This window comes from Enterobacter sp. BIGb0383, from assembly GCF_003751845.1.
Classification (GTDB): Bacteria; Pseudomonadota; Gammaproteobacteria; order Enterobacterales; family Enterobacteriaceae; genus BIGb0383.
The window spans coordinates 66,415-92,684 of record NZ_RJKQ01000006.1 but is presented as its reverse complement, the minus strand read 5'-3'; the positions used below and the strand labels follow the sequence as shown (position 1 = coordinate 92,684).

Annotated in this window: 29 protein-coding genes; 15 read left to right on the top strand and 14 right to left on the bottom strand. The window is 56.0% G+C overall.

What is annotated here, in order from left to right; all coding sequences use genetic code 11:
- Nucleotides 1-5: 5 nt before the first annotated feature.
- Entirely contained in the window at nt 6-1,166 is a 1,161-nt protein-coding gene (gene mdoC, locus EDF81_RS22090; RefSeq protein ID WP_123350319.1) for a glucans biosynthesis protein MdoC, read from the bottom strand.
- A gap of 251 nt (nt 1,167-1,417) precedes the next feature.
- On the opposite strand from mdoC, the gene mdoG reads away from it, so the two are divergent.
- The 3 genes from mdoG (at nt 1,418) to EDF81_RS22075 (ending at nt 5,799) form a co-directional block, all read left to right on the top strand.
- Nucleotides 1,418-2,971, top strand: coding sequence for a glucans biosynthesis protein MdoG (gene mdoG / locus EDF81_RS22085; RefSeq protein ID WP_184999576.1), 1,554 nt, complete (start codon nt 1,418-1,420; stop codon nt 2,969-2,971).
- Nucleotides 2,964-5,498, top strand: coding sequence for a glucans biosynthesis glucosyltransferase MdoH (gene mdoH, locus EDF81_RS22080; RefSeq protein WP_123350317.1), 2,535 nt, complete (start codon nt 2,964-2,966; stop codon nt 5,496-5,498). The genes mdoG and mdoH overlap by 8 nt, the downstream gene beginning before the upstream one ends.
- A gap of 73 nt (nt 5,499-5,571) precedes the next feature.
- A complete protein-coding gene (locus tag EDF81_RS22075) occupies nt 5,572-5,799 on the top strand; it encodes a YceK/YidQ family lipoprotein (protein ID WP_123350316.1) in 228 nt (75 codons plus the stop codon).
- Between the two features lie 17 nt (nt 5,800-5,816).
- On the opposite strand, the gene EDF81_RS22070 is transcribed toward EDF81_RS22075, so the two are convergent.
- Nucleotides 5,817-6,740 (bottom strand): Kdo(2)-lipid IV(A) acyltransferase, encoded by a 924-nt coding sequence (locus EDF81_RS22070; RefSeq protein WP_123350315.1) that lies wholly within the window; start codon nt 6,738-6,740, stop codon nt 5,817-5,819.
- Nucleotides 6,741-6,964: 224 nt separating this feature from the next.
- On the opposite strand from EDF81_RS22070, the gene EDF81_RS22065 reads away from it, so the two are divergent.
- Nucleotides 6,965-8,029, top strand: coding sequence for a rhodanese-related sulfurtransferase (locus EDF81_RS22065; protein ID WP_123350314.1), 1,065 nt, complete (start codon nt 6,965-6,967; stop codon nt 8,027-8,029).
- A 35-nt stretch (nt 8,030-8,064) separates the two neighbouring features.
- On the opposite strand, the gene EDF81_RS22060 is transcribed toward EDF81_RS22065, so the two are convergent.
- The 9 genes from EDF81_RS22060 to mdtH all read right to left on the bottom strand — a co-directional run bounded on the left by EDF81_RS22060 (nt 8,065) and on the right by mdtH (nt 15,413).
- Entirely contained in the window at nt 8,065-8,640 is a 576-nt protein-coding gene (locus tag EDF81_RS22060) for a YceI family protein (protein WP_123350313.1), read from the bottom strand.
- 3 nt (nt 8,641-8,643) lie between these two features.
- Nucleotides 8,644-9,210 (bottom strand): cytochrome b, encoded by a 567-nt coding sequence (locus tag EDF81_RS22055; RefSeq protein ID WP_123350312.1) that lies wholly within the window; start codon nt 9,208-9,210, stop codon nt 8,644-8,646.
- Between the two features lie 322 nt (nt 9,211-9,532).
- Complete coding sequence (solA, locus tag EDF81_RS22050; RefSeq protein ID WP_123350311.1) at nt 9,533-10,654, bottom strand: N-methyl-L-tryptophan oxidase; 1,122 nt, start codon at nt 10,652-10,654, stop codon at nt 9,533-9,535.
- A 137-nt stretch (nt 10,655-10,791) separates the two neighbouring features.
- Nucleotides 10,792-11,046: a biofilm formation regulator BssS gene (bssS, locus tag EDF81_RS22045; protein ID WP_123350310.1), complete on the bottom strand. Its 255-nt coding sequence runs from the start codon at nt 11,044-11,046 to the stop codon at nt 10,792-10,794.
- Nucleotides 11,047-11,326: 280 nt separating this feature from the next.
- On the bottom strand, nt 11,327-11,572 hold the full coding sequence (gene dinI, locus EDF81_RS22040) for a DNA damage-inducible protein I (protein ID WP_123350309.1): 246 nt from the start codon (nt 11,570-11,572) through the stop codon (nt 11,327-11,329).
- A gap of 65 nt (nt 11,573-11,637) precedes the next feature.
- Entirely contained in the window at nt 11,638-12,681 is a 1,044-nt protein-coding gene (gene pyrC / locus EDF81_RS22035; RefSeq protein ID WP_123350308.1) for a dihydroorotase, read from the bottom strand.
- A 128-nt stretch (nt 12,682-12,809) separates the two neighbouring features.
- Nucleotides 12,810-13,370, bottom strand: a complete 561-nt coding sequence (locus EDF81_RS22030; protein WP_123350307.1) for a lipoprotein — start codon at nt 13,368-13,370, stop codon at nt 12,810-12,812.
- A gap of 123 nt (nt 13,371-13,493) precedes the next feature.
- Nucleotides 13,494-14,141: a glutaredoxin 2 gene (gene grxB, locus EDF81_RS22025; RefSeq protein ID WP_123350306.1), complete on the bottom strand. Its 648-nt coding sequence runs from the start codon at nt 14,139-14,141 to the stop codon at nt 13,494-13,496.
- Between the two features lie 63 nt (nt 14,142-14,204).
- Nucleotides 14,205-15,413: a multidrug efflux MFS transporter MdtH gene (gene mdtH / locus EDF81_RS22020; RefSeq protein ID WP_123350305.1), complete on the bottom strand. Its 1,209-nt coding sequence runs from the start codon at nt 15,411-15,413 to the stop codon at nt 14,205-14,207.
- A gap of 229 nt (nt 15,414-15,642) precedes the next feature.
- On the opposite strand from mdtH, the gene rimJ reads away from it, so the two are divergent.
- The 4 genes from rimJ (at nt 15,643) to murJ (ending at nt 19,457) form a co-directional block, all read left to right on the top strand.
- Nucleotides 15,643-16,227: a ribosomal protein S5-alanine N-acetyltransferase gene (gene rimJ, locus EDF81_RS22015; RefSeq protein ID WP_123350304.1), complete on the top strand. Its 585-nt coding sequence runs from the start codon at nt 15,643-15,645 to the stop codon at nt 16,225-16,227.
- 9 nt (nt 16,228-16,236) lie between these two features.
- The gene (locus EDF81_RS22010; protein WP_123350303.1) at nt 16,237-16,881 is read left to right on the top strand and encodes a YceH family protein; all 645 of its coding nucleotides are present in this window, start codon (nt 16,237-16,239) and stop codon (nt 16,879-16,881) included.
- Between the two features lie 2 nt (nt 16,882-16,883).
- Nucleotides 16,884-17,810: a Gfo/Idh/MocA family protein gene (locus EDF81_RS22005; protein WP_260232763.1), complete on the top strand. Its 927-nt coding sequence runs from the start codon at nt 16,884-16,886 to the stop codon at nt 17,808-17,810.
- A 111-nt stretch (nt 17,811-17,921) separates the two neighbouring features.
- A complete protein-coding gene (gene murJ, locus EDF81_RS22000; RefSeq protein ID WP_123350302.1) occupies nt 17,922-19,457 on the top strand; it encodes a murein biosynthesis integral membrane protein MurJ in 1,536 nt (511 codons plus the stop codon).
- A 71-nt stretch (nt 19,458-19,528) separates the two neighbouring features.
- Here the strand turns inward: murJ and flgN are convergent, their stop codons facing one another.
- The 3 genes from flgN to flgA form a co-directional block, all read right to left on the bottom strand.
- Nucleotides 19,529-19,954 carry a flagella biosynthesis chaperone FlgN gene (gene flgN / locus EDF81_RS21995; protein ID WP_123350301.1) on the bottom strand — a complete coding sequence of 142 codons (426 nt, stop codon included), beginning with the start codon at nt 19,952-19,954 and terminating at the stop codon, nt 19,529-19,531.
- Nucleotides 19,955-19,958: 4 nt separating this feature from the next.
- Nucleotides 19,959-20,252 carry a flagellar biosynthesis anti-sigma factor FlgM gene (gene flgM, locus EDF81_RS21990; RefSeq protein ID WP_123350300.1) on the bottom strand — a complete coding sequence of 98 codons (294 nt, stop codon included), beginning with the start codon at nt 20,250-20,252 and terminating at the stop codon, nt 19,959-19,961.
- Nucleotides 20,253-20,344: 92 nt separating this feature from the next.
- On the bottom strand, nt 20,345-21,004 hold the full coding sequence (flgA, locus tag EDF81_RS21985; RefSeq protein WP_123350299.1) for a flagellar basal body P-ring formation chaperone FlgA: 660 nt from the start codon (nt 21,002-21,004) through the stop codon (nt 20,345-20,347).
- A gap of 157 nt (nt 21,005-21,161) precedes the next feature.
- Between flgA and flgB the strand changes: the two genes are divergently transcribed.
- The 7 genes from flgB to EDF81_RS21950 are packed head-to-tail and all read left to right on the top strand — an operon-like array spanning nt 21,162 to nt 26,266.
- Entirely contained in the window at nt 21,162-21,578 is a 417-nt protein-coding gene (flgB, locus tag EDF81_RS21980) for a flagellar basal body rod protein FlgB (protein WP_123350298.1), read from the top strand.
- Nucleotides 21,579-21,581: 3 nt separating this feature from the next.
- The gene (flgC, locus tag EDF81_RS21975; protein WP_123350297.1) at nt 21,582-21,986 is read left to right on the top strand and encodes a flagellar basal body rod protein FlgC; all 405 of its coding nucleotides are present in this window, start codon (nt 21,582-21,584) and stop codon (nt 21,984-21,986) included.
- Nucleotides 21,987-21,997: 11 nt separating this feature from the next.
- Nucleotides 21,998-22,669: a flagellar hook assembly protein FlgD gene (gene flgD / locus EDF81_RS21970; RefSeq protein ID WP_123350296.1), complete on the top strand. Its 672-nt coding sequence runs from the start codon at nt 21,998-22,000 to the stop codon at nt 22,667-22,669.
- A 25-nt stretch (nt 22,670-22,694) separates the two neighbouring features.
- Entirely contained in the window at nt 22,695-23,939 is a 1,245-nt protein-coding gene (gene flgE / locus EDF81_RS21965; protein WP_123350295.1) for a flagellar hook protein FlgE, read from the top strand.
- 20 nt (nt 23,940-23,959) lie between these two features.
- The gene (locus EDF81_RS21960) at nt 23,960-24,715 is read left to right on the top strand and encodes a flagellar basal body rod protein FlgF (RefSeq protein ID WP_123350294.1); all 756 of its coding nucleotides are present in this window, start codon (nt 23,960-23,962) and stop codon (nt 24,713-24,715) included.
- A 13-nt stretch (nt 24,716-24,728) separates the two neighbouring features.
- Nucleotides 24,729-25,511: a flagellar basal-body rod protein FlgG gene (gene flgG, locus EDF81_RS21955; protein ID WP_123350293.1), complete on the top strand. Its 783-nt coding sequence runs from the start codon at nt 24,729-24,731 to the stop codon at nt 25,509-25,511.
- A 56-nt stretch (nt 25,512-25,567) separates the two neighbouring features.
- Nucleotides 25,568-26,266 (top strand): flagellar basal body L-ring protein FlgH, encoded by a 699-nt coding sequence (locus EDF81_RS21950; protein WP_184999577.1) that lies wholly within the window; start codon nt 25,568-25,570, stop codon nt 26,264-26,266.
- Nucleotides 26,267-26,270 lie beyond the last annotated feature (4 nt).

Sequence of the window (26,270 nt, the reverse complement as noted above, 5' to 3'; positions counted from 1 at the left end):
AGACGTTAACCGGCGGTTGCGCCTGGTTTGGGCGCGCTGTTTTGCGGCTTGCCGGAGAATAAAAAGCGTAGCAGCGGAATACGCAGATGAATTTCATACAGCAGGATGGCCGTCCCCACCACAAACACCAGCCCGGTAATAAAGCCCAGCGTATTGGATGGAATAAACGGCGTTATCCACGCGCCGAAGAACAGCGTCAGCGGGTGGTGGACCAGGTAAATAAACAGCGACGCGTTAACGAAGTAGGTCACCCGCGAGGACTTGAAGTTCAGCAGGCGGTGGCCGAGCGCAAACACCACGTTCACCATCCACAGTCCCAGCAGCATGGTAATCACGTACTCCACTTCGTACATCCAGGCATCGCCGCTGCCGAAGTGCTGGTTAAGCAGGTAGGCAACGAAAGCCAGAGCCGCTCCGATAAGGCAGCCTCTCGACGGCGTGGTAAAGAGCGCCTTCAGGCGCGGATGAATAAAGGCCAGCGCGCCAAGCATAAAGAAGGGCAAATAAAACAGGCTCTGCATCACCACAAAATTAAACAGGCCGTCGCTGAGGATCGGCGGATAGACGATCAGCAGCGTGCGGCGGATAACGCCGTAACACAGGCCCAGCAGCATAAAGATCAGCGACAATTTGCCCATTGTCAGCCCGGCCATAAAGCCGTTCGGATTATCCTGCGGGTGATTTTTTAAGGTACGGAACAGCCACAGACTGGAGGTGGTTAACACCACCAGCACCAGCAGGAACCACAAATGCGAGATTAATTCCCACATCAGCGTATTGTACTTGTCATACAGCGACAGAGTATGCCAGCTCTCGGTTTTGCCTTTGACATACTGCAACATCAGAAACTGAGGCAGGGTCAGCAGCGGGATGGCCGTCAGCATTGGGATGCCGACGCGTTCGACGCGCACCGTCCACCACTTCTTCATGGGGTAGCGCAGGAACAGCATGTATGAAAAGTAACCGGAAATGACAAAGAAGACCTGCATCCGGAAAGAGTGGATAAAATCATTAAACAGGGTCAGCCACCAGGAGGGCTCTGCGCTGTTAACATGCCAGACATGGCTGGAGTAAATTAAGGAAATATGGAACGGGATCCCTAACAGCATTAACCATGCGCGAATGGAATCAAGGAAATATTCACGTTGTGCGGGTACATTACTCATAGCGTTAATGGCATTCTCGGACTATTCGTCTTATCGCTGTCGACGATAATGTTTAGATTCGCAGCCACCCTACACCAACCCGAAAATCCTGTCTCCAGGAATGCGCGTAAACTGAAAATGCATTTCGGTGTTGTTTAATCCCTGAGCCAGTAAGTTGAACAAGAAGGGGATTATGTTGTCGGATTGCCTGAGTTTCCATTAAAATGGATCGGATCGATTTAAGCACACAAAGGGGGAAGTGCTTAGTTACTATGAAACACAAATCTCAAATGATGAAAATGCGTTGGTTAGGCGCAGCCATTCTGTTGTCTCTGGGCACCTCATCCGCATGGGCGTTCACCATCGATGACGTTGCGAAGCAGGCACAAACGTTAGCCGGCAAGAGCTACGAGGCGCCTAAAAGTAACCTGCCCTCCGTGTTCCGCGATATGAAATACGCGGACTATCAACAGATTCAGTTCAACCACGACAAAGCGTACTGGAACAACGCTAAGACCCCGTTCAAACTCGAATTCTATCACCAGGGGATGTACTTCGACTCCCCGGTGACGATCAACGAAGTGACCGCTACGGCCGTACGTAAAATCAAGTACAGCCCTGATTACTTCAATTTCGGCAACGTCCAGCATGACAAAGACACGGTAAAAGACCTTGGCTTCGCCGGTTTTAAAGTGCTCTACCCGATCAACAGCAAAGATAAAAATGACGAGATCGTCAGCATGCTTGGCGCCAGCTACTTCCGTGTGATTGGCCAGGGCCAGGTTTATGGCCTTTCCGCACGCGGTCTGGCCATCGATACGGCGCTGCCGTCCGGTGAAGAGTTCCCGCGTTTTCGCGAGTTCTGGATCGAGCGTCCTAATCCGACTGACAAACGCCTGACGATCTATGCGCTACTGGATTCCCCGCGTGCGACCGGTGCCTACCGTTTTGTGATTATTCCGGGCCGCGACAGCGTGGTGGACGTCCAGTCCAAGGTCTATCTGCGCGACAAAGTGGGCAAGCTGGGCGTGGCGCCATTGACCAGCATGTTCCTGTTCGGGCCGAATCAGCCGTCGCCGGCAACCAACTACCGTCCGGCACTGCATGACTCCAACGGGCTCTCCATCCGCGCCGGTAACGGCGAGTGGATCTGGCGTCCGCTGAACAACCCGAAACATCTCGCCGTCAGCAGCTTTGCGATGGAAAACCCGCAGGGCTTCGGTCTGCTGCAGCGCGGCCGTCAGTTCTCGCGCTTTGAAGATCTCGACGATCGTTATGACCTGCGTCCAAGCGGCTGGATCACGCCGAAAGGGGACTGGGGTAAAGGTAAAATCGAGCTGGTTGAAATTCCGACCAACGATGAAACCAACGATAACATCGTGACCTACTGGACCCCGGATCAGCTGCCGGAGCCGGGTAAAGAGATGAACTTCAAATACACCATCACCTTTAGCCGCGATGAGGACAAACTGCACTCGCCGGAGAGCGCCTGGGTTCAGCAGACTCGCCGTTCAACCGGTGATGTGAAACAGTCCAACCTTATTCGTCAGCCGGACGGCACCATTGCGTTCATGGTTGATTTTGCCGGTACGGACATGAAAAAGCTGCCGCAGGATACGCCGCTGACCGCACAGGCCAGTATTGGTGAAAATGGTGAGATCGTTGAAAACAGCGTCCGCTACAATCCGGTAACCAAAGGCTGGCGTCTGATGCTGCGTGTGAAAGTCAAAGATGCCAAACAGCCGACCGAAATGCGTGCTGCGCTGGTTAATGGCGATCAGACGCTGAGTGAAACCTGGAGCTATCAGCTACCTGCTAATGAATAAGATAACTGAGTATATCGACGCGCTGCCGCTCCCGGATGCTGAAAAAGCGTTGCTGCCTGCCACGGATATCCGTGGCGTGCACGTGGCGCTCAGCGAAAACGGCGAAGCTTTGGCAGAGATGCGTGATGACGATACGCCCCTGAAGTCCGTTGAAAAACGTCTTCAGGGAAGTTGGCCTGACTCCCTGGCGGAAGGGCAGCTGGTGGCGGACGATGAAGGCCGTGCCCAGCTGCAGGCGATGCCGAAGGCAAAACGTTCCTCCATGTTCCCGGATCAGTGGCGCACCAACCCCCTTGGTCGCTTCTGGGACCGTCTGCGTGGACGTGACGTGACGCCGCGCTACCTGTCCCGTCTGACCAAAGAGCAGCAGGCCAGCGAGCAGAAGTGGCGTACCGTCGGCAGTATTCGCCGTTACATTCTGCTGCTGCTGACCCTGGCCCAGACCGTGGTCGCCACCTGGTATATGAAAACCATTCTGCCTTACCAGGGCTGGGCGCTGATCAATCCGACGGATATGGTCGGTCAGGATCTGTGGGTCTCCTTTATGCAGCTCCTGCCTTATATCCTGCAGTCGGGGATCCTGATCCTGTTTGCGGTACTGTTCTGCTGGGTTTCAGCCGGATTCTGGACGGCATTGATGGGCTTCCTGCAATTGCTGATCGGTCGGGATAAATACAGTATCTCCGCCTCGACGGTAGGGGATGAAGCGCTGAACCCGGAACACCGCACGGCGCTGATTATGCCGATCTGTAACGAAGACGTGGATCGCGTTTTCGCCGGCCTGCGTGCGACCTGGGAATCGGTGAAAGCCACCGGCAACGCTGCGCACTTTGATGTCTATATCCTGAGCGACAGCTACAACCCGGATATCTGCGTCGCCGAACAGAAAGCGTGGATGGAGCTGATCGCCGAAGTGCAGGGTGAAGGGCAGATCTTCTATCGTCGCCGCCGCCGCCGCGTTAAGCGCAAAAGCGGCAACATCGATGACTTCTGCCGTCGCTGGGGCAGTCAGTACAGCTATATGGTGGTGCTGGACGCCGACTCTGTGATGACCGGTGACTGTCTGACCGGGCTGGTGCGTCTGATGGAAGCCAACCCGAACGCCGGTATCATCCAGTCTTCACCGAAAGCATCCGGTATGGACACGCTCTATGCGCGCTGCCAGCAGTTTGCGACACGCGTTTATGGGCCCTTGTTTACCGCCGGTCTGCACTTCTGGCAGCTGGGTGAGTCCCACTACTGGGGCCATAATGCGATCATCCGCGTGAAACCCTTTATCGAGCACTGCGCCCTCGCGCCGCTGCCGGGTGAAGGCTCCTTTGCCGGTTCGATTCTGTCCCATGACTTTGTTGAAGCTGCGCTGATGCGTCGTGCCGGCTGGGGCGTGTGGATCGCCTACGATCTGCCGGGTTCCTATGAGGAGCTGCCGCCAAACCTGCTCGATGAGCTTAAGCGCGACCGTCGCTGGTGCCACGGCAACCTGATGAACTTCCGTCTGTTCCTGGTGAAAGGAATGCATCCGGTACACCGTGCCGTGTTCCTGACCGGGGTGATGTCCTATCTCTCTGCGCCGCTGTGGTTTATGTTCCTCGCCCTGTCGACCGCATTGCAGGTGGTGCATGCCCTCACGGAGCCGCAATACTTCCTGCAACCCCGGCAGCTGTTCCCGGTGTGGCCGCAGTGGCGTCCGGAGCTGGCGATTGCGCTCTTTGCTTCAACCATGGTGCTGCTGTTCCTGCCGAAGCTGCTCAGTATCATTCTGATCTGGTGTAAAGGCTCGAAAGAGTTCGGTGGCTTCCTGCGCGTGACCCTGTCGCTGCTGCTGGAAGTGCTGTTCTCGGTGCTGCTCGCGCCGGTGCGTATGCTCTTCCACACCGTGTTTGTGGTCAGCGCCTTCCTCGGCTGGGAAGTGGTCTGGAACTCGCCGCAGCGCGATGACGACTCGACTCCGTGGAGCGAAGCGTTTATGCGCCACGGCTCGCAGCTGCTGCTGGGCCTCGTCTGGGCAGTCGGGATGGCGTGGCTGGATCTGCGTTTCCTGTTCTGGCTGGCGCCGATTGTCTTCTCGCTGATCCTGTCGCCGTTTGTCTCGGTGATCTCCAGTCGGTCGACTATCGGTCTGCGAACCAAACGCTGGAAGCTGTTCCTGATCCCGGAAGAGTACTCCCCGCCGCAGGTACTGGTTGATACGGACAAATATCTGACCCTGAACCGCAGCCGCACCCTGGACGATGGTTTTATGCACGCGGTGTTTAACCCGTCATTCAACGCCCTGGCCACGGCGATGGCCACGGCGCGTCACCGCGCCAGCCACGTGCTGGATATCGCCCGCGACCGTCACGTTGAGCAGGCGCTGAATGAAACACCGGATAAACTCAATCGCGATCGTCGTCTGGTGCTTTTGAGCGATCCTGTGACGCTGTCCCGACTACACTATCGTGTATGGGCGGCACCTGAGAAGTATTCGTCATGGGTAAGCCACTACCAGGCGCTGGAGCTGAACCCGCAGGCACTGCCAGCGAAATAAGCTTCAGGTAAAGGAAAATACCGGCCATCGTGCCGGTATTTTTTTGACTGATAACACTGAACGGAGGCCACGCGTGAAGTTTTTTACCGTCACTATCATGGTGCTGCTGCTCAGCGGCTGCGGCAGCATTATCAGCCGGACGATCCCCGGCCAGGGGCATGGCAACCAGTATTATCCTGGCGTGCAGTGGGATGTGCGGGATTCCGGCTGGCGTTTCCTGACCATCCTCGACCTGCCGCTTTCGCTGGTGTTTGACACCTTGCTGTTGCCGATAGATGCGCAGCACGGACCTTACGAGTAAGGCCCGTCAGGGAGGCGTTAGTCGTAGAGCGGGAGAGCGCCTTCCGGGCGCGTTTTAAAGCGGCGATGCAGCCACATATACTGCTCTGGGGCCATCAGAATGCACTGCTCGACAATGGTGTTCATCCAGGCGGCGGTGGTTTCGGCGTCGTCCAGCGGTGGCGCGCACTCCGGTTCGAGAATGATCAGCTCATACCCTTTACCATTCGGTTTACGACGCGGAACGAAAGGCACGATGCAGGCCTGAGAGAGACGCGCCAGAGTCCAGGTCCCGGAGGTGGTGGCGGCCTGCTCGACGGCGAACAGCGGTACAAAGACACTGCTGTTGGGGCCGTAATCGTGATCGGGTGCGTACCAGATCACTTCACCGCTTTTTAGCGCCCGAATCATTCCCTTCAGATCTTTACGGTCGAGCATCGACTTATTGGAGCGCATACGGCCCCAGGTCTGCAGCCAGTCGATAAGCGGGTTATCATTGGGACGGTAAACTCCGATGCCGGGTGCGGACAAACCAAACATGCGCGCACCCATTTCGAGGGTGAGGAAGTGGATGCCGATCAGCAGGATCCCGCGCTTCTGGGCCTGTAACTCACGCAGGTAGTGAACGCCGCTGGGCTCGGTCCAGCGCGTGATCCGGCGATCTGACCAGAACCAGGCCATACCGGTTTCCATCACGCCCATTCCAACCGATTCGAAATTTTCACGTACCTTGCGGCGGCGCTCCTGCGCGCTCATCTGCGGGAAACAGAGTTCAAGATTGCGCTCGGCGATTTTCACCCGTCGCGGCATTAAGCGCTGTGCCAGGCGACCCAGCGCGCAGCCCAGACGGTAAATGACCGGGTAGGGAAGCTGGACGATCAACCACAAAACCACAATACCGCACCAGGTTAACCAGTAGCGGGGATGCAGCAGCGCGGCGGAAAATTTGGGTAACTGAGTCATGCCACTCCTGTCTCTTTTTCTTTCAAACGCACTCTATTGTTACATTTTTTTGTTTTACGCCAAAATTACGCGGCACAAAAAGCAACAGCAACGCTATATTCCATCGCAAAAAAAAGCGGGGTGACGAAAATGTAGCGTAAAATGTGTGGATGTAAATTAACGCGGTTTACTATATTATCCGCCGCGTTTAAACCGCTCATCAACGACTGCAGGACAGGAACACCATGCCAGTGTTACACAACCGCATTTCGAATGAGGAACTGAGGGCGCGCATGCTGGCCGAAACCGAGCCGCGCACCACGATCTCATTCTATAAGTACTTCACCATTGTTGACCCGAAGGCAACCCGGGATACGCTCTATAAAGCGTTGACCGAACTTGATGTCTTTGGGCGTATTTACCTGGCCCGCGAGGGCATCAACGCCCAGATTAGCGTACCGCAAAGCAAAGTTGAGGCGCTCCGGACGCTGCTCAACGCTTTTGATCCGGCCCTGAACGGACTGCGCCTGAATGTCGCGCTGGATGACGACGGCAAATCATTCTGGGTGCTGCGGATGAAAGTGCGTGAGCGCATTGTGGCCGACGGCATCGACGACCCGACCTTTAATGCCGCCGACGTGGGCGAATACCTGAAGGCGGCGGAAGTTAACGCCATGCTTGACGATCCTGACGCGGTGTTTATCGATATGCGCAACCACTACGAATACGAAGTGGGCCATTTTGAGGACGCGATGGAGATCCCGGCGGACACCTTCCGCGAACAGCTCCCGAAAGCCGTGGAGATGATGCAGGAACATAAGGACAAGAAAATCGTTATGTACTGCACCGGCGGTATCCGCTGTGAAAAGGCCAGCGCCTGGATGAAGCACAACGGCTTCAGTAAAGTCTGGCATATTGAAGGTGGCATTATCGAATACGCCCGTCGGGCACGCGAGCAGGGGCTGCCGGTACGTTTTGTCGGCAAGAACTTTGTTTTCGACGAGCGTATGGGGGAGCGCATCTCCGACGAGATAATTTCCCACTGCCACCAGTGTGGCACACCCTGCGACGACCATACCAACTGTCTGAATGACGGCTGTCATCTGCTGTTTATTCAGTGTCCTGCGTGCGCGGAGAAGTTTGCCGGATGCTGTAGCGAAGCCTGTCAGGAAGAGAGTGCGTTGCCGGAAGAGGAGCAGCGTCGGCGTCGTGCCGGTCGTGAAAACGGCAATAAAATCTTTAATAAGTCTCGCGGAAGGCTGAATACCCGACTGGGCATTCCCGATCCGGATACGGAAAGTTCTTCCTGATAAAAATAACGCCCGGCTGATGCCGGGCGTTGTCTTTATTTCTGCTGGATGCCTTCAACAGAGATAATCAACTCCACGTCCTGAGAAGCCGGGCCCAGGTCAGTGGTGATGTTAAAGTCTTTCAGGCTGATTTTACCGTTGGCTTCGAAACCGGCGCGTTTATTACCCCAGGGATCGTCACCCTGACCGATAAGTTGCGCAGTCAGGGTGACCGGTTTGGTCACGCCGTTCAGCGTCAGGTTGCCGGTAATATCCAGTTTCTCACCCTCTTTTTTCACCGCGGTAGAGGCGAAGGTCGCCTGCGGGAACTTACCTGCATTGAGGAAATCGGCGCTGCGCAGATGCTTGTCACGCTCGGCATGGTTGGTATCCAGGCTGGTGGTGTTAATGGTGACGTTGACTTTATCCGCTGCCGGATTTTTTTCATCGAAGGTGAAGGTCCCGTCGAAATCCTTGAAGGTCCCGTACAGCCAGCTGTAGCCAAGGTGCTGAATGCGGAAGTTGACGAAGGCGTGCTGACCTTCTTTATCAATCTTGTAGTCGGCAGCGGTGGCCGCGCCCGTGGCGAACAGCAGTGTTCCCAGGGTGAATCCCAGCAGGCTCTTTTTCATATCTCAGGCTCCAGATTGTGAGGACGATTTACCCAGCATACGGCGCAGGGTGTCGTCTTTATCGATGAAATGGTGTTTGATGGCGGCCAGCGCATGCAGGGCGGAAAGGATCACCACGCTCCAGGCCAGCCACAGGTGAATTTGTCCCGCCAGGTCGGCCTGAGCACCCGCGTCGCTGAGCGTCGCAGGGATATCGAACCAGCCAAAGACGCTAATGGGCTTACCGTCGGCGGTAGAGATCAGATAGCCGCTAATCAAAATAGCGAACAGCAGCAGATAAAGCAGGGCGTGTGCCACGACGGCAGCCACCCGCGTCATACGGGAGTAACTCTTAAGCGCCGGAGGCGGTGGAGAGACTGCGCGCCAGATCAGGCGGAACACCAGCCCCATCATCAGCAGAATGCCGATACTTTTATGGATCTCCGGGGCCTGATGATACCAGCCGTCGTAGTAGCTAAGGGTGACCATCCACAGGCCGAGAGCAAACATGCCGTATACGACGATAGCGACCGACCAGTGCAGCACCATGGACACGATGCCGAAACACTGAGTTGTATTACGCAGCTGCATGTTACATACCACTAAAAAGAGTTAAGTGGCGTAACAATTGATCGCAGGAAATATAAAATCAACAAAAAATAAACATTTGCATTTGTTATTTTTAGATAATCAAATTAATTGATTTTAATATTGGTTTATTGTCAGTGTGATAGATGGGGTTTGAGGTTTTTGCCACTGCAAGTCCTGTTTATACAGGATTTTGTTTTTTTCTTATGATTCAATTATTTTGAGCGTTATTTGTATTTTTTAAAGTTAATGTCAATTATTGTCAGTGTTTTGTCAGTCATAATTGACCGTATATAAATAAGCGGCCCGAAAAGGGCCGCAATTTTCAGGAGAGGTTAAAGCGTGCCAGTGAGAACGGGGTAATATCCAGCGGGAATACGGCATCTCTGGCAAAACTGACCGCCAGCTCACCCAGTACCGGGGCAAATTTGAAGCCGTGGCCGCTGAGGCCGGTAATCAGCAGCGTATTCGGGTGGCCGGGGAGGGTATCGATAATAAAATCCTCATCCGGTGAATTGTCATAGGTGCAGGATGCGCCATAGAGACAGCCGCCGATGCCCGGGAGCACGTTACGCAGGAAGCTGAAGGATTCCGAGCCGTCGCTGGCAATGCTGCCGAACGGGACGCGTTCTTCGGGGCTGTTAATGACCTGCCCGCCGTTATGCTTGCCGATTTTGAGCGCGTCGTCCTCGGCGGGGAAACCGTAAAACTGATCGCCGTTTGGCAGCTCGCCAGTGAAGGCCGGGAAGTTATTTTTACGGCTGTAGCGCCCGTCCGCCTGGTGCCAGGCGAAAATCTTACGCACCGGCTGTACGGGAAGATTGGGGATGAGCTGAGAGACCCAGGTTCCGGCGCTGACCAGCAGCTTACTGCCGCTGTACTCCCCGTCGGCGGTATCGATGGTGATGCCGTCATCATGATGGTGAATCGCGGTCACCGGGCAGTTAAAGAGCTGCGCGCAGCCTGCTTCCCGGGCAAGGTCAATCCAGGTTTTGATCGCCAGCTCGCTGCGCAGCACCCCGGACTGGCTTTCGAACAGGCCAATATAGTCTTCCGGTACGCGGATTTCCGGCCAGCGAGCCATCACCGCCGCGGCATCCAGGGTCTCAACGTCCAGTTCCCAGCGGCGGGCGCTTTCGCCGACGTTACGCAAAAATTCAGAACTGGCGGGGCCGAGGTTAATCACGCCGGTGCGTTCAAATACCTGTTCACCGCTCTCTGCGGCCAGTTCGTCCCACAGCGTCTGCGCTCTGAGCACCAGCGGAACGTACTTTTCCCCTTCGCCGTAGGCGTGACGGATAAGCCGGGTGTCGCCGTGGTGGCTGCCTTCCTTATGCGGTGGCATATGTGCATCGGTCATCAGTACCTTCAGCCCGGCACGGCTGGCGTAATATCCTGCGGCGGCACCGACGGAACCGCTGCCAATAATGATCAGATCGTATTTCATGCTGTTCTCATTGCCCGTATTTTATTAGCAGAGTAATTAACCTGGAGAAGTTAGACAAGTCTGAAATAATAAAGGCACCCGTTGGGTGCCTGTGAATGAGAATTATCCCGGGTATTAACCCCGAAACGCGTGCAGGTTTAATGCCTGCGATACTCATTTACCTGGTATTCGCCTGATTCAATTTTGGCGATGCCCGCTTCCAGAATAGAAATAAACTGGCGGGCCACATCGGTCGTTAGCCATAGCGTCTGGCCAATCTCAGCCTGGTCGGTCACGGTCTGATTGGGGGTCTGGTAGTGCAAGCGCAGCATCATCGCATCATAGCTGTCGACGGTGCTGATGTCCCATCCGACGAGGGGATGGGTCTGGATGACTTCATTATTCTTGTTCATTATAACCCCTTTCTACGTGTTAAAAGATAACGACTCATGAGGTTCAATGCGTATTATCGAAGCAATTTAATTATATCAACAGTCATAGGAAATGCATCTGAAATAAATACTCTGCAACAAATTTATCCATATCGTCCCGTTTTTCGAACAACAATGCGGGATTTTATTCGTTATTTTTTAATGTTTTCGGCTGGATTTCAGATATGTGCTTAAAAAATGGCAGGCTAAAGACAGAAAAAAGCCGGGGCGACCCGGCAAAAAAACACAAAGAGAGCAAAAATTAGTCGGTGATAAACCAGTCGTCGGCGCTTTCCCAGGTCTCCTGCAGAATTTCACTGATCCTGTCTTTGTCTTCTTTAGCACCGCCGATCACGGAGAGGTTATTGGCACCGGCATAGCGCACGGTGATTTTGTCACCCACATCCGGGAAATGGTCCTGAATACGACGGGAAAACTCCTGCGACAGCGCATCGATAGCGCCGGGCGGTAACGGTTTGGTTTTGGCGATGGTCACTTCAATACGCATAATTGCCCCCTGTGTTATTTACTGTTTATATATACAGTATATTGCGCAGGGGGCGCAACTCTTTCTTATTTTACGCGCCAGCGAACGTTTTCACCGGCAAGGAACGGCACCAGAGTGTCGTCAGGCAGAGCGATGGTTTCCGGGACCTGATAAGGTTCCTGTACCAGCTCAATAAAATCCTCATTCACCGGCAGGCCGTAAAAACGTGGGCCGTTCAGGGAGCAGAAGGCTTCAAAGTGCTCCAGCGCATTCATCTCTTCAAAGACGGTGGCGTAGCTGGCCAGCGCGCTTGGCGCATTAAAACAGCCGGCGCAGCCGCAGCTGGCCTCTTTACGGTGGCGGGCGTGCGGGGCGGAGTCGGTTCCGAGGAAAGCACGGGTGAAGCCGCTGGCGACCAGTTCACGCAGCGCCTGCTGGTGGATATTACGTTTTAGTACCGGCAGACAGTACAGGTGCGGACGGATGCCACCCACCAGCATATGGTTGCGGTTGAACATCAGGTGCTGGGGCGTAATGGTGGCGGCCAGCAGTTCGTTGCCGTCGCGGACATACTCAGCGGCATCTTTGGTGGTGATATGTTCGAAGACCACCTTCAGGCCCGGCAGACGTTGACGCAGGGGATCCATCACGCTTTCGATAAAACGCGCTTCGCGGTCAAAAATGTCGATCTCCGCATGGGTGACTTCACCGTGAACCAGCAGCGGCATCCCCAGTTTTTCCATCCGCTCCAGAACCGGCATAATGGCATCCGTACTGGTCACGCCGTGGCTGGAGTTGGTGGTGGCATTGGCCGGATAGAGTTTGGCGGCGGTAAACACCCCTTCGTTAAAGCCGCGCTCAAGCTCGGCCGGATCCAGGGTGTCGGTCAGATAGCAGGTCATCAGCGGGGTAAAGTTATGCCCGGCCGGAATCGCATCAAGAATACGCTGACGATAGGCGATCGCGGCGTCAACGGTGGTCACCGGCGGCACCAGATTCGGCATCACAATCGCCCGGCCATACACCTCGCTGGTATAGGGAACAACGGTGTTCAGCATCTCGCCATCGCGCAGATGAATGTGCCAGTCGTCAGGACGGCGGATCTTTAACAGCTGAGGGGTTGGTGTCATGGAGTGCTCCGGCTTGGTGAGAATCAGTCATCAATGGCTGCTTTTTGCCGGGCACTAAGGATAAGCGTAAACGTTTTCGTTTGCACTCGTTTTCCATAAAAAAGGGCGCAATATGCGCCCTGACAGAATTAGTCGGTAAGCGGAATAATGATTTCGCCGGGTTTGACTTCGATACCCTTGGCGAATTTTTTCGCCAGCGCTTCGCCCTTGCTGGCGTCCTCGCGCAGAACATACGCCGGCTGCTGATTAAAGTAGCTACGCAGGGCCTGATTAAGATACGGCGTCAGCATTTGCAGCACGGTCTGCATTTTCTCCGGGGTCACGGTCGCATCCACCACTTCCATTTCCTGGAGATAGATAGCCCCGCGCTCTTTATTAAACACCGGCAGCGCTTTCAGCTTCAGTTTCATGGTGGCTTTCTGGCTGCCAAACAGCGAATTGATATCCACTAGGGCATCACCGTTGAGCGTAACCTTGTTCGGTTCTTCGCGGCCAATGGCGCTGACGAGATTCGTCAGAACAATATGCGCGCCCGCCACGCCGGGCAGGTCAATATCTTTGGCAAAGTTATTGCGCTTTTGCAGCGCCTGATTGATTTCCTGCTCGCTGACGCTGTATTGCGTAAGCTGGTTACAGCCTGCCAGCAGGGTTGATACCGCCAGCGCGGCGGCAATAAGTATTTTCTTCATGAGGTTCCTCAACGCAATGCCTGTCCGTCTATCCTGACATAAAGCATCATGGCCTGTCAGCCGGGAAGGTACCAGAGGAATGGGCCGAAAATGACGGCGGGGGATTGACCGCCCGCCGTGTGGTCAGATAGCCATCGATGACAGCAGGTTTATCTGCGTCTGTTTGGCCATATTATCCCGATAGTCGGCGACTCGGGTGGGCCAGTTAACGCCGGCGACCAGCGTCAGGTTGCGCAGAAGCGGGAACAGATGAATATCATCTTCAGACAGCTCGCCGTTCAGCGCATTCGGCTGGACGATAAGCTTATCCAGGCGCAGCAGATCGTCGCTGATATTCTTAATCAGCCCGGCAGAGTGGCTGAGGTGTTCGGCAAAATCACCGATTGCCGCCTCTTTTTTCTCGACGAAATACGCCCGGGCTTTTGGGGTGGAAAACTCATCGAAGGCGGATTTGGCAAAGCGCGGGATCAGCAGGCGATTAACATAGCCGTTGACCTTACGCAGCCACTCTTCAATGGCCGGGTTACGTTTACCGGTTAACAGCGGCTTATGGTCGAGTTTATCGACATAGTGGACGATATCCAGACTTTCCGGCAGATAGCGGCTGTCGTCCTTTTGCAGGATCGGCGCCATTTTCTGGCCAATCATCCGGGTAGGGGTATCGACATCGTCGCTAAGCAGAACGTTGAGTTCGACAGGGATGTTCTTCAGGCCGAAGATCATACGGGCTTTAACACAGAAAGGGCAGTGGTCGTAAATATAGAGCTTCACGTTTCTCCTCCAGGTAGTTGCCGTTCAGCATTCAGTATGGAAGAGAAACAAGCCCTTATCAAATTAGCCCAGGGGTTCAGGCATACGCGGCTCCACGCGGCGCAGGCTAAACTGCCAGTACAGCGCCAGCAGCGTAATCAGCCCGACCAGGGCCAGCATCGCCCAGGGGAGCTCCGGCTGACCCATCGCTTTTCCGGCATCAAAGAACCAGCCACCGCCGGCATAGCCGAGCGCGCCGCCAAAGGCCAGGCCCAGACGGCTAAAGCCCATATAGCTGCCGCGCGCGCGGGAATCGGCAAGCGAAGCGCCGAGGGTTTCACGGGCCGGTTCAGAAATAATTGAACCGATATAGAAGGTGCAGATCAGCATAAACAGCTGCTGCAGGCTGCTGACCATGCCGATGGGCAGCATGCTCAGGGTCATCAGCAGCAGTCCGGCCATCAGGCGCTGCTCAAGACGAAAACGTTTTTCGCTCCAGCGGGCAATAGGGTAAAGCAGCGTCAGGGAAAGCGCCGCTTCAATGGCGTACATCCACTTCACCGCAGAGGCAGAACCGGCGATGTCATTGACCATCAGAGGCAGCATCAGCATCACCTGCACCGCCAGCATATAGTAGCCCGTCAGCGTCAGCACATAGGCAACAAAACGCTTATCCTGCAGCACGCGCTGCAGCCCTTCCTTCACCGGGGCTTTAACCGTAGAGAGTTTCCAGTCCGGCAGCAGCCAGGCGTTGAACAGGGCGCAGAGGATAAACAGCACCGCGCCTGCGGCACAGACCAGGCGGAAATCATACTGCAGCAGCCAGCTACCCAGCAGGGCACCGATCACCGCACCGGCGCTGTCCTGCATCATTAGCAGAGAGAAAAAACGGCCGCGCTGCTGCGGACGTACCAGCTTCACCACCAGCGCCGATCGCGGCGGATCGAACAGGGTGCCGCCAAGGCCAGAAAGCAGGCAGGAGAGCCAGAGTACCCAGGGCTCGTGAGCGATCCCCATTGCGGCAAAACCGCCCGCACGCATCAGCATACCGGTGACGATCATCGGTTTGGCACCAAAACGGTCGGCGAGGGCGCCGCCGAATATTCCCAACCCCTGCTGAACGAACTGACGCAGGCCGAGCGCTATTCCCACCATTAATGCCGCCCAGCCCATCTGATCGACGAAGCGGATGGAAATCAGTGGAAATACCACGAAAAAGCCGAGGACAACCAGCATGTTGTCGACTAAAAGGAAGTATTTACCCAGGTTCCGTGCCTGCGATACGCGGGACATTTCCCCTCCAGGGAAATAAAAAGAGGTGTGCCACGCTATTCTGCGGGGTTAATGCGCGTTTTCCCATCGTAACGGTGACAATATTTTTTTATCAAAAGCGTGCTTTGATTGACGTTGTTAATCGAAAATGTCGTGATGAGACAGAAAAACGTATGTTGCTGTTTTCACAGAGCCCTCGTGGGCGGGTATAGTTAGAGGAAAGATGAACGGGCCCTGAGGAGGGGTATCGATGTTTGGCTATCGCAGTAACGTGCCGAAAGTGCGCTTAACGACGGACCGACTGGTGGTGCGCCTGGTGTTTGAGCGCGATGCCTGGCGTCTGGCGGACTACTATGCGGAGAACCGGCAGTTCCTGAAACCCTGGGAGCCGATTCGTGATGACAGCCACTGCTATCCCTCCGGCTGGCAGGCGCGGCTGAGTATGATCAACGAATTCCATAAGCAGGGCACCGCCTTCTATTTTGCCCTGCTGGACCCGGAAGAGAAGGAAGTGATCGGCGTGGCCAACTTCTCGAACGTGGTACGCGGATCTTTCCACGCCTGTTATCTGGGATACTCTATCGGGCAGAAATGGCAGGGGCAGGGACTGATGTTCGAGGCCCTCACGGCTGCGATCCGGTATATGCAGCGCACTCAGCATATCCACCGCATTATGGCGAACTATATGCCGCACAATAAGCGCAGCGGCGGCCTTCTGGCGAGGCTGGGCTTTGAAAAAGAGGGATACGCCAAAGACTATCTGCTGATTGACGGCGAGTGGCGCGACCATGTCTTAACCGCGTTGATCACCCCGAACTGGACTGCAGGGCGTTAAGGAGAAAAGATGAAGTATCAGCTAAGCGCTAACGAAGCGCGTGTCATCGGCAGCCTGCTGGAGAAGCAGGTGACGACGCCGGAGCAATATCCGCTTTCGGTGAATGGCGTCGTTACCGCCTGTAATCAGAAAACGAACCGCGAGCCGGTGCTCTCCCTCAGTGAGAGCGAGGTACAGGATCTGCTGGATGCGCTGGTGAAGCGCCACTATCTGCGCACGGTCAGCGGCTTCGGCAATCGGGTCACGAAATATGAGCAGCGCTTCTGTAACTCTGAATTCGGTGATTTAAAACTCAGCCCGGCCGAAGTGGCGCTGATCGCGACCCTGCTACTGCGTGGCGCGCAGACGCCGGGGGAATTGCGCAGCCGCGCTCAGCGGATGCACGAATTCAGCGATATGGCCGAGGTGGAAAATACCCTGGACGCGCTGGCCGCCAGAGAAGACGGCCCCTTTGTTGCTCGTCTGCCGCGTGAACCCGGTAAACGAGAGAGCCGCTATATGCAGTTATTCTGCGGCGACACCATCCCGCAGGTTGAGACGAGCGAACCTGCGACTTCAGGCGATGAACTGACGGCGCGCGTCGAGGCGCTGGAGACAGAAGTCGCGGAACTAAAACAACGGCTGGCATCGCTGCTGGCACACCTGGGAGAATAACCGTGACGGCAAAATTAAAAATAGGCGTGGTGGGTCTGGGTGGGATTGCGCAGAAGGCGTGGCTACCGGTACTGAGTGCCGCGACGGACTGGACCCTGCAGACGGCCTGGTCCCCGGGCAAAGAGAAAGCGCAGCGGATCTGCGAAAGCTATCGTCTGCCCTGCGCCGATTCCCTGCAGAGTCTGGCCGCTGACTGCGACGCGGTCTTCGTTCATACCTCGACGGCATCCCATTTCGACGTGGTCAGCGAGTTGCTGAACGCGGGCGTACACGTCTGCGTCGATAAGCCGCTGGCGGAAAACCTGCCGGACGCCGAGCGCCTTGTCGAGCTGGCGGCACGGAAAAAACTCACTCTGATGGTGGGCTTTAACCGTCGCTTTTCCCCCCTGTATCGCGATCTCAAAAGCCAGCCTGGCGCGCTGGCATCGCTGCGCATGGACAAACACCGGACCGACAGCGTTGGGCCGCACGATCTGCGTTTTACCCTGCTGGATGATTATCTCCACGTGGTCGATACGGCCCTGTGGCTCACGGGTGGCAACGCCCGCCTCGATAACGGGACGCTGCTGACCAATGAACAGGGCGAAATGCTCTACGCCGAGCATCATTTTAGCCATGAGCACCTTCAGGTGACCACCAGCATGCATCGCCGGGCCGGTAGCCAGCGGGAGTGGGTGCAGGCGGTGACCGACGGTGGGCTGTACGACATTACCGATATGCGCGAATGGCGGGAAGAGAAGGGCGCGGGCGTGGTGACGCGGCCGGTCGCTGGCTGGATGAGTACTCTGGAGCAGCGTGGCTTTGTCGGCTGCGCGCGCCACTTTATCGAATGCGTGCAAAATCAGACGGTTCCGGAAACCGCTGGCGAGCAGGCGCTGGTGGCCCAGCGAGTGGTCGAAAAGCTGTGGCAGGAGGCGATCAGCGAATAACCTGCTGTAACATCTGTGAGTAGTAATTCACTTCAATCGGGGTAGACTACTCGCCTCATCGAATGCCCGCCCGTGCGCGGGCATTCTGCTCCAGGGTCCGGAACCATAATAATGAATCTGTTAAAATCGCTGGCGGCCGTCAGCTCAATGACCATGTTTTCGCGCGTGTTGGGTTTTGCGCGCGATGCCATTGTGGCAAGGGTGTTCGGTGCGGGAATGGCAACAGATGCCTTTTTCGTCGCGTTTAAACTGCCTAACCTGTTGCGGCGTATTTTTGCCGAAGGCGCATTCTCTCAGGCATTTGTACCCATTCTGGCGGAATACAAATCCAAACAGGGCGAAGACGCGACCCGCGTCTTTGTCGCCTATGTTTCCGGTCTGCTGACGCTGGCACTGGCCATTGTCACTATCGTCGGAATGCTCGCCGCACCCTGGGTGATTGCGGTGACCGCGCCGGGGTTCGCCAATAGCGCTGACAAATTCGCGTTAACCTCGTCGCTGCTGCGTATTACCTTTCCTTATATCCTACTGATCTCGCTGGCCTCGCTGGTGGGGGCGATCCTCAATACCTGGAACCGCTTCTCGGTCCCGGCGTTTGCCCCGACTTTCCTGAACGTCAGTATGATCGGCTTTGCCCTGTTCGCCGCGCCTTACTTCGATCCGCCGATTCTGGCCCTGGCCTGGGCGGTGACCGTCGGGGGTGTGCTGCAGCTGGGCTGGCAGCTCCCGCATCTGAAGAAAATCGGCATGCTGGTGCTGCCGCGTATTAACCTGCGGGATACGGGCGCAATGCGGGTGGTTAAGCAGATGGGCCCGGCAATTCTCGGGGTATCCGTCAGCCAGATTTCGCTGATCATCAATACCATTTTCGCCTCGTTCCTGGTATCCGGCTCCGTCTCCTGGATGTATTACGCCGACCGGCTAATGGAGTTTCCGTCCGGGGTGCTGGGCGTGGCGCTGGGTACGATTCTGCTGCCCTCCCTGTCGCGGAGCTTTGCCAGCGGCGATCACGATGCCTACTGTCGACTGCTGGACTGGGGCCTGCGCCTCTGTTTCCTGCTGGCGCTGCCGAGTGCCGTCGCGCTGGGCGTGCTGGCCCAGCCGCTGACGGTAGCCCTGTTCCAGTACGGCAAATTTACCGCGTTTGATGCCGCCATGACCCAGCAGGCGCTGGTGGCCTACTCGGTGGGGCTGATGGGGATTATCGTCGTGAAGGTGCTGGCGCCGGGCTTCTATTCCCGCCAGGACATTAAAACGCCGGTGCGGATTGCTATCGTGACCCTGATTGTGACTCAGCTGATGAACCTGGCGTTTATTGGGCCGTTCAGACATGCGGGACTTGCGCTCTCTATCGGCCTGGGAGCCTGTCTGAATGCCGGCCTGCTCTACTGGCAGATGCGCAAGCGCAATATTTTTACCCCTCAGCCGGGCTGGGGATCTTTCCTGGTGCGTATTGTGGTCGCGGTCGTGGTGATGACCGCCGCGCTAATCGGCGTGCTCTATGTGATGCCGTCGTGGTCAGAGGGAACCATGCTGGTGCGTCTGCTCCGGCTGACGGTGGTCGTCGTGGTGGGCGCTGCGGCCTATTTTGCCGCGCTGGCATTGCTGGGCTTTCGTCTTAAGGCCTTTGTCCAGCGGACGATATAACCAAAAAAGAGAACGACAAAAAGACGGTCATTGCCGTCTTTTTGCTTTTTTCGCTACGCGGGAATGTCAGTTCAGATAGAGAACTTTTTACCGCCGCCGTGCGAAAAAGAGGAAGCCTGACCATCTGCGCCGTAGAGTCCGGTCGTCTGATGGGGCTTCAGTACAGCCAGCGCCTGCTGGTTGCGCTCAATCTGGCTTTCAAGCAGCCAGCCATTGTGCTGGTTCAGCTCGCGCAGCTGCTGCGACTTTTGCGTAATCGTCAGCCAGCGTCCCGCAACGTCATCATTGGCGCCGCGAGTGGCATTTTGTTCGCCACGACGCTGCTGCTCAAGGTAGTCGAGCGTTGACAGTAACGAGCTCTTATCTTCCGTAATCCGCTGCAGTTCGCTGCCGTTAAGACTACCAGCAGAGAGCTGCAGCTGCTCGGCATCCATCACCTCTTTTAGCGAGTTGAGGATAGCGGTCATTTGATCCAGTATTTCCGACAGGCGACTCATGCGGTTATTTACTCTGCAAATAACTCTGGGCGTCTTCCAGCAGTGCATCCGCAATCTTACCGGTGTCCATTTTCAGTTCACCGTTACGAATGGCGGTTTTCAATGCTTCAACACGCTCCATGTTGATATCAGCGGGACCCGGCTGCATCAGTTTTGCCTGCCCATCGCTCAGGGTCACGCTGGTACTGTTGGCAGCCGAAGATTTCTCCTGGCGCGTTTTAGCAACAGAAGAGTCGGTGGTCTCGCGAGATTGAACAGTTGTTACTGGTTTCAGTGGCGATGTACGGTCAATGCTCATATCAGGTCCTCATTGAGGTTTCGCGGCGTTTATGGCCTGCTTCGTCATTTGTTAATTTCTTATCGGCAGGAGCCGTGAATTCTTTACAGCGATTATAAATTAATAAGAATATTCCCATCAGAATCGACGGTGCCGCTGACTATCTGGCCTGAAGCCATTCTGACACGCGCATTCTGCGCAACGGAAGCATTATTCAGCGCCTGACCTTCACCATTTACACTAAAGCCATCGCCGGAGGCGACAACCTGCACCTTCTGCCCGGCTTTGACCCGCCAGACCTGGCGCAGCATCGACAGCTGAAGCGGCTGACCCGGAGCCAGATCGCGCAGGCTGACCGATTCCTGCGCCTGATTGATATCGAGCATCGTACGCGGAGGAAGCTGATCGAGACGGCCACGCTTAAGCTCTACGCTACTGCTTTGCAGCGTACTGCCGCGGACGATCGGTTCAGCCGCAACAACATAGTTACCGACAGCCTGTACCTGGACCTGCAAATAGCGTTTCTCACCGGCGCAACGCGCCAGCACATTCAGATTTCCCCACAGCTTTGCGCTGGAAAGAACGCTGAGCTGAGGCTGCTCGCATGTCGGCCACATCTTTTCCGCGGTGCGCACTTTAACCGTCACTTCATCACTGAACCCGGACAGACGCTGAACAAAAAAATCTGTCAGCTGAGCATTGAGATCCTGCGCCAGCGCAAGGGGACTCAATAGCAGCAAGATCGCGGCAATACTGCCTTTAACGGTGTACATCGCAAGCTCCGGTCTGTTCAGGAATGGCCTCATTCTACCCGCGCACAAGATCTATCAACGCAATAAATAGCGACGCATTTAGCGCTTATTCTGACGATGGTGCGGGCATAAGGAGAATTAAGCTGTTGACTGAAAATTTACCACCAGCGGAGGAAACATGATCGATAAGCTCGATGCCGCGTTTCGTTTCCAACAGGAAGCGCTGAATCTACGCGCGCAGCGCCAGGAGATTCTGGCTGCCAACATCGCCAACGCGGATACCCCCGGGTATCAGGCGCGCGATGTGGATTTTTCCAGTGAACTGAAAAAAGTGATGGAGCGAGGAAGGGCGGAAAACAGTGGCGTTTCTCTGGCACTGACATCTTCTCGTCATATTCCGGCCCAGACTATTTCTACTCCTTCTGTCGATCTGTTGTACCGCATTCCCGACCAGCCTGCGCTGGATGGTAATACCGTCGATATGGATCGCGAGAGGACGCAGTTTGCTGATAACAGCCTGCAGTACCAGACCGGTCTGACCCTGCTGGGAAGCCAGATCAAAGGCATGATGACCGTCCTGCAAGGGGGGAATTAATAGATGGCGTTGCTGAATATTTTTGAAATCTCCGGTTCAGCGCTGACCGCCCAGTCCAAACGACTGAACGTTGCCGCCAGTAACCTGGCCAACGCCGACAGCGTTACCGGACCGGACGGACAGCCGTACCGTGCAAAACAGGTTGTCTTCCAGCTTGATGCAGCACCGGGTGCGGCGACGGGCGGGGTGAAGGTGTCTGACGTTGTGGAAAGTCAGGCCCCGGACAAGCTGGTTTATCAGCCAGGCAACCCGCTGGCGGATGCCAACGGTTATGTGAAGATGCCAAACGTGGATGTGGTAGGCGAAATGGTGAACACCATGTCCGCATCCCGCAGCTACCAGGCAAACGTTGAAGTACTTAACACCGTCAAGAGCATGCTGCTCAAGACGCTGACTCTTGGCCAGTAAAGGAGGCTCTGATGTCTATTGCAGTAAATGTTAACGACACATACAGCAGCTCCGCGACCAGCAGCACCTCGGCGACGGGCACGAACAGCGCCTCCGATCTGCAGAGCAGCTTCCTGACGCTGCTGGTGGCGCAGTTGAAAAACCAGGATCCGACCAACCCGCTACAGAACAACGAACTGACCACTCAGTTGGCGCAGATCAGTACCGTAAGCGGCATTGAAAAATTGAACACCACTCTGGGTTCTATTTCCGGTCAGATCGACAACAGCCAGTCGCTGGCGGCCAGTAACCTGATCGGTCACGGTGTCATGATCCCGGGGACGAAAGTTCTTGCGGGGAGTGAAACCACTACGCCATTTGGTATTGAGCTGCAGCAGCCGGCGGACAAAGTCACCGTCACCGTCACCGACAAGAGCGGTGCCGTGGTTCGGACCATTGATATCGGCGCACTCAAGGCAGGGGTTCACTCCTTTACCTGGGATGGCTCCATGACCGATGGTTCAACAGCCCCGGACGGTGCTTATAACGTCAGCATTGCCGCCAGCAGTGGCAGCACCCAGCTTGTTGCCCAGCCGCTGCAGTTTGCGCTGGTGCAGGGTGTTACCCGCAGCAGTACCGGTAACTTGTTAGACCTGGGTACTTACGGTACCACCACACTCGATGAAGTTCGGCAGATCATCTAAGACTTAAAACTATCAGGAGTAAGTCATGGCCTTTTCTCAAGCGGTTAGCGGCCTGAATGCTGCGGCCACCAACCTCGATGTCATTGGTAACAACATCGCCAACTCCGCCACCTATGGCTTTAAGTCTGGCTCCGTCTCTTTTGCCGATATGTTTGCCGGTTCGAAAGCGGGTCTGGGCGTAAAAGTACAGGCGATTACCCAGGACTTTGCCGACGGTACCACCACCAACACCGGTCGTGGCCTGGACGTGGCGATCAGCCAGAGCGGCTTCTTCCGCCTGACTGACGACAGCGGCGCGGTGTACTACAGCCGTAACGGCCAGTTCAAACTGGATTCCGACCGTAACATCGTCAACATGAACGGCATGAAGCTGACGGGCTATCCGGCAACCGGCACACCGCCGACCATTCAGCAGGGTGCTGCACCGACGCCGATCACCATTCCTAACGGACTGATGCCGGCCAGCGCCACCACCAGCGGTACGCTGGTGATGAACCTGAACTCAACGGATAAAGTTCCGACCATTACCCCGTTCAACCCGACCAACGTCGACAGCTATAACAAAAGCGTGCCGATGACCGTCTATGACAGCCTGGGTAATGAGCACAACCTGAACATGTACTACGTCAAGACTGGCGACAATGTCTGGAATGTCTACTCCATGGACGCCAGCACCGGTGAAACCTGGCCTGCGGGCGGTAAAGCCGCTCTGACCACCATGACCTTCAATACCAATGGTGTTCTGACCGGTATGACCAACGAAGTTGCTCCCGGTGGTAACCGTACGATCGGCGTGCCGATTGCGGCCCTGAACGGGTCTGCGCCATCGACATTCTCGCTGAATATGCTGGGCTCCATCCAGCAGAACAACGGCGCAACCTCCATTGGCTCCAATACTCAGAACGGCTACAAGCCGGGCGAGCTGGTGAAATACGCGATTAACGACGACGGCACCGTAACCGGCACTTACTCGAACGAGCAGAGCCAGCTGCTGGGCCAGATCGTGATGGCAAACTTCGCCAACAACGAAGGTCTGCAGTCCGAAGGTGACAACGTCTGGTCCGCCACTCAGGCTTCCGGCGTTCCGCTGCTTGGCCTCGCCGGTACCGGTAACTTCGGTAAGCTGACCAACGGTGCACTGGAGTCCTCGAACGTCGATCTGAGTAAAGAGCTGGTCAACATGATCGTCGCGCAGCGTAACTATCAGTCGAACGCGCAGACCATCAAGACTCAGGACTCGATCCTTAACACGCTGGTTAACCTGCGCTAAGCGCCTGACGGGATGGCTTAATGGATCACGCAATATATACCGCGATGGGGGCCGCCAGCCAGACGCTGAATCAGCAGGCTGTCACCGCAAGCAACCTCGCCAACGCCTCCACGCCGGGCTTCCGTGCGCAGCTTAATGCGCTGCGTGCGGTGCCGGTTGAAGGCCTGTCGCTGCCAACGCGTACGCTGGTTACGGCGTCCACGCCGGGTGCCGACATGACGCCGGGTAAGTTTGATTACACTTCCCGTCCGCTGGACGTTGCCCTGCAGCAGGATGGCTGGCTGGCGGTGCAAACGCAGGACGGTACGGAAGGGTATACCCGTAACGGTAATATTCAGGTGAGCGCCACCGGGCAGTTAACCATTCAGGGCCGTCCGGTCGTGGGTGAAGCCGGGGTGATTACGGTTCCGGAAGGCAGCCAGATCACGATCGCCGCCGACGGGACTATCTCCGCGATGAACCCGGGCGATCCGCCGAACACCGTGGCACCGGTTGGCCGGCTCAAGCTGGTCAAAGCCGATGCCAATGAAGTGGTTCGCGGTGACGACGGTGTTTTCCGTCTGAGCCAGGCGGCGACCGCGGCGCGTGGTCCTGTTCTGCAGGCTGATGCCACCATCCGCGTGATGTCGGGCGTGCTGGAAGGCAGTAACGTAAGCGCCGTTGACGCGATGACCGATATGATCGCCAACGCCCGCCGGTTTGAAATGCAAATGAAGGTTATCGGCAGCGTGGACGAGAACGCGCAGCGTGCTAACCAGCTGCTGAACATGAGTTAATAACGGGATATTTATGATCAATTCATTGTGGATTGCTAAAACCGGTCTGGACGCTCAGCAAACCAATATGGACGTGATCGCCAACAACCTGGCGAACGTAAGCACCAATGGTTTCAAGCGTCAGCGTGCGGTCTTTGAAGATCTGCTGTACCAGACAATTCGTCAGCCGGGCGCACAGTCCTCCGAGCAGACTAACCTGCCGTCTGGCCTGCAGATTGGTACCGGTGTTCGTCCGGTAGCGACTGAACGCCTGCATAGCCAGGGTAACCTGTCGCAGACCAACAACAGTAAAGACGTGGCGATTAAAGGCCAGGGCTTCTTCCAGGTGGCGCTGCCAGACGGAACGGCTGCTTACACCCGCGACGGTTCTTTCCAGGTCGATCAGAATGGTCAGCTGGTTACCGCCGGTGGCTTCCAGGTTCAGCCGGCGATTACCATTCCGGCCAACAGCCTGAGCATCACCATCGGGCGTGACGGTGTGGTTAGCGTTACCCAGCAGGGTCAGGCTGCGCCTGTCCAGGTGGGCCAGCTCAACCTGACCACCTTTATGAACGATACCGGTCTTGAGAGTATTGGTGAAAACCTCTACACCGAAACCCTCTCTTCCGGCGCGCCGACCGACAGCACGCCTGGGTTGAACGGTGCCGGTCTGCTGTACCAGGGGTATGTTGAAACCTCTAACGTTAACGTAGCCGAAGAGCTGGTCAATATGATCCAGGTTCAGCGCGCTTACGAAATTAACAGCAAGGCCGTGTCGACGACCGATCAGATGCTGCAAAAACTGACGCAACTCTAAGGCGTAGCCGGTGTGGCTTTGGCTGCACCGGCACCCTGATTTTGAAGATGAAAGCAATGCTAAAAACTGCTGCGTTACGCTATCCGCTCCTGGCCATACTGGCGATATCCCTGACCGGATGCGCCCTGGTTCCCTCTAAACCGCTGGTCGCCGGTGCCACGACGGCACAGCCGACGCCTGGCCCTGTAATGGTAGCGAACGGGTCTATTTTCCAGATTGCGCAGCCTGTTAACACCGGCTATCAGCCGCTGTTTGAAGACCGTCGCCCGCGCAATATCGGCGATACGCTGACGATTGTCCTCCAGGAAAACGTCAGTGCCAGTAAGAGTTCTTCGGCCAATGCCAGCCGTACCAGCAACAGCTCGTTTGGCTTCGATACCGTACCGCGTTATCTGCAGGGACTGTTCGGCAATGCGCGCGCTGATATGAGCGCGTCCGGCGGGAACACCTTTGACGGTAAAGGCGGCGCCAACGCTACCAACACCTTTAGCGGCACGCTGACCGTGACCGTCGATCAGGTCCTGGTGAACGGCAATTTACACGTCGTGGGTGAAAAACAGATTGCCATCAACCAGGGCACTGAATTCATCCGCTTCTCCGGTGTGGTTAACCCCCGCACCATTAGTGGCAGCAACTCCGTACCCTCCACTCAGGTGGCGGATGCGCGCATTGAGTATGTCGGCAACGGCTACATCAACGAAGCGCAGAATATGGGCTGGCTGCAACGTTTCTTCCTGAATTTATCGCCGATGTAAGCGA

What these genes read in the sequence shown, in the direction of transcription:
- flgC (WP_123350297.1), top strand. Translation starts at nt 21,582, where the DNA reads ATGGCGTTGCTGAATATTTTTGAAATCTCCGGTTCAGCGCTGACCGCC.
- flgG (WP_123350293.1), top strand. Translation starts at nt 24,729, where the DNA reads ATGATCAATTCATTGTGGATTGCTAAAACCGGTCTGGACGCTCAGCAA.
- EDF81_RS22065 (WP_123350314.1), top strand. Translation starts at nt 6,965, where the DNA reads ATGCCAGTGTTACACAACCGCATTTCGAATGAGGAACTGAGGGCGCGC.
- mdoG (WP_184999576.1), top strand. Translation starts at nt 1,418, where the DNA reads ATGAAACACAAATCTCAAATGATGAAAATGCGTTGGTTAGGCGCAGCC.
- flgA (WP_123350299.1), bottom strand. Translation starts at nt 21,004, where the DNA reads ATGTACACCGTTAAAGGCAGTATTGCCGCGATCTTGCTGCTATTGAGT.
- dinI (WP_123350309.1), bottom strand. Translation starts at nt 11,572, where the DNA reads ATGCGTATTGAAGTGACCATCGCCAAAACCAAACCGTTACCGCCCGGC.
- flgB (WP_123350298.1), top strand. Translation starts at nt 21,162, where the DNA reads ATGATCGATAAGCTCGATGCCGCGTTTCGTTTCCAACAGGAAGCGCTG.
- pyrC (WP_123350308.1), bottom strand. Translation starts at nt 12,681, where the DNA reads ATGACACCAACCCCTCAGCTGTTAAAGATCCGCCGTCCTGACGACTGG.
- flgN (WP_123350301.1), bottom strand. Translation starts at nt 19,954, where the DNA reads ATGAGTCGCCTGTCGGAAATACTGGATCAAATGACCGCTATCCTCAAC.
- EDF81_RS22010 (WP_123350303.1), top strand. Translation starts at nt 16,237, where the DNA reads ATGAAGTATCAGCTAAGCGCTAACGAAGCGCGTGTCATCGGCAGCCTG.
- EDF81_RS22030 (WP_123350307.1), bottom strand. Translation starts at nt 13,370, where the DNA reads ATGAAGAAAATACTTATTGCCGCCGCGCTGGCGGTATCAACCCTGCTG.
- EDF81_RS22055 (WP_123350312.1), bottom strand. Translation starts at nt 9,210, where the DNA reads ATGCAGCTGCGTAATACAACTCAGTGTTTCGGCATCGTGTCCATGGTG.
- solA (WP_123350311.1), bottom strand. Translation starts at nt 10,654, where the DNA reads ATGAAATACGATCTGATCATTATTGGCAGCGGTTCCGTCGGTGCCGCC.
- mdoC (WP_123350319.1), bottom strand. Translation starts at nt 1,166, where the DNA reads ATGAGTAATGTACCCGCACAACGTGAATATTTCCTTGATTCCATTCGC.
- flgE (WP_123350295.1), top strand. Translation starts at nt 22,695, where the DNA reads ATGGCCTTTTCTCAAGCGGTTAGCGGCCTGAATGCTGCGGCCACCAAC.
- EDF81_RS22060 (WP_123350313.1), bottom strand. Translation starts at nt 8,640, where the DNA reads ATGAAAAAGAGCCTGCTGGGATTCACCCTGGGAACACTGCTGTTCGCC.
- flgD (WP_123350296.1), top strand. Translation starts at nt 21,998, where the DNA reads ATGTCTATTGCAGTAAATGTTAACGACACATACAGCAGCTCCGCGACC.
- murJ (WP_123350302.1), top strand. Translation starts at nt 17,922, where the DNA reads ATGAATCTGTTAAAATCGCTGGCGGCCGTCAGCTCAATGACCATGTTT.
- EDF81_RS21950 (WP_184999577.1), top strand. Translation starts at nt 25,568, where the DNA reads ATGCTAAAAACTGCTGCGTTACGCTATCCGCTCCTGGCCATACTGGCG.
- mdtH (WP_123350305.1), bottom strand. Translation starts at nt 15,413, where the DNA reads ATGTCCCGCGTATCGCAGGCACGGAACCTGGGTAAATACTTCCTTTTA.
- EDF81_RS22070 (WP_123350315.1), bottom strand. Translation starts at nt 6,740, where the DNA reads ATGACTCAGTTACCCAAATTTTCCGCCGCGCTGCTGCATCCCCGCTAC.
- mdoH (WP_123350317.1), top strand. Translation starts at nt 2,964, where the DNA reads ATGAATAAGATAACTGAGTATATCGACGCGCTGCCGCTCCCGGATGCT.
- flgM (WP_123350300.1), bottom strand. Translation starts at nt 20,252, where the DNA reads ATGAGCATTGACCGTACATCGCCACTGAAACCAGTAACAACTGTTCAA.
- rimJ (WP_123350304.1), top strand. Translation starts at nt 15,643, where the DNA reads ATGTTTGGCTATCGCAGTAACGTGCCGAAAGTGCGCTTAACGACGGAC.
- EDF81_RS21960 (WP_123350294.1), top strand. Translation starts at nt 23,960, where the DNA reads ATGGATCACGCAATATATACCGCGATGGGGGCCGCCAGCCAGACGCTG.
- bssS (WP_123350310.1), bottom strand. Translation starts at nt 11,046, where the DNA reads ATGAACAAGAATAATGAAGTCATCCAGACCCATCCCCTCGTCGGATGG.